The sequence below is a fragment of the Halorubrum sp. SP9 genome, from assembly GCF_005435015.1.
Lineage (GTDB): Archaea > Halobacteriota > Halobacteria > Halobacteriales > Haloferacaceae > Halorubrum > Halorubrum sodomense.
In genome coordinates this window covers 1-445 of the sequence record NZ_SGXU01000382.1, presented here as the reverse complement: position 1 = coordinate 445, position 445 = coordinate 1, and the positions used below count along the sequence as shown (strand labels likewise).

Below are 445 nucleotides of genomic sequence, written 5' to 3'. Positions count from 1 at the left end.
GTTCGAGTATCGAGTGACGGTACTTCGGACACCACACGAAGTGGTAGTTGACGTTATACATCGTGTGGTTCGACCGCTTCTCACCCATACCGAACCCACTCCACCAACACAGTTAAGTATATCCAAAGGATATACTCAGGTATGGTGAATCGCTTTGAAATCGACGGCGAGGAAGTTCTCGACGGTGAGGTCAAACCGTTCGGGAATAGTGCCCACGTCACCGTCCCCAAACGCTGGCGTGGTGCGGACGTGAAGGTTGTCCGGACCTCAGAACCTATCGAACAAGACGAAGAATGAACAACCCGCAGGGCCTCGTCAAGACGCTGGATTTCCAACTCGACATCCAGAGCGACAACGAGGGCCTGCTGTACGACGCCACACTCGAAGCCCGTCGGGTGTACAACGAGACCATCCGATTCGCTAAGGATGGTGTGGACTGGAACTC

General features: G+C 54.2%; 2 protein-coding genes and 1 pseudogene. 2 read left to right on the top strand and 1 reads right to left on the bottom strand.

Features of this window, described 5'->3' with window-relative positions; translation table 11 throughout:
* Nucleotides 1–88, bottom strand: an 88-nt coding sequence (locus EXE45_RS17965; protein WP_342765831.1) for a transposase, incomplete at its 3' end; no start/stop codon positions are given.
* Nucleotides 89–141: 53 nt separating this feature from the next.
* Here EXE45_RS17965 and EXE45_RS17960 point away from each other — a divergent pair.
* Both EXE45_RS17960 and EXE45_RS21760 read left to right on the top strand, forming a co-directional pair.
* A complete protein-coding gene (locus EXE45_RS17960; protein WP_137695126.1) occupies nucleotides 142–297 on the top strand; it encodes a DUF2080 family transposase-associated protein in 156 nt (51 codons plus the stop codon).
* A pseudogene (locus EXE45_RS21760) lies at nucleotides 294–445 on the top strand (RNA-guided endonuclease TnpB family protein); the annotation flags it as partial. The gene EXE45_RS17960 and the pseudogene EXE45_RS21760, both read left to right, overlap by 4 nt.

Excerpts from the sequence above, each read along its gene's own strand:
- EXE45_RS17960 (WP_137695126.1), top strand. The coding sequence starts at position 142 with ATGGTGAATCGCTTTGAAATCGACGGCGAGGAAGTTCTCGACGGTGAG.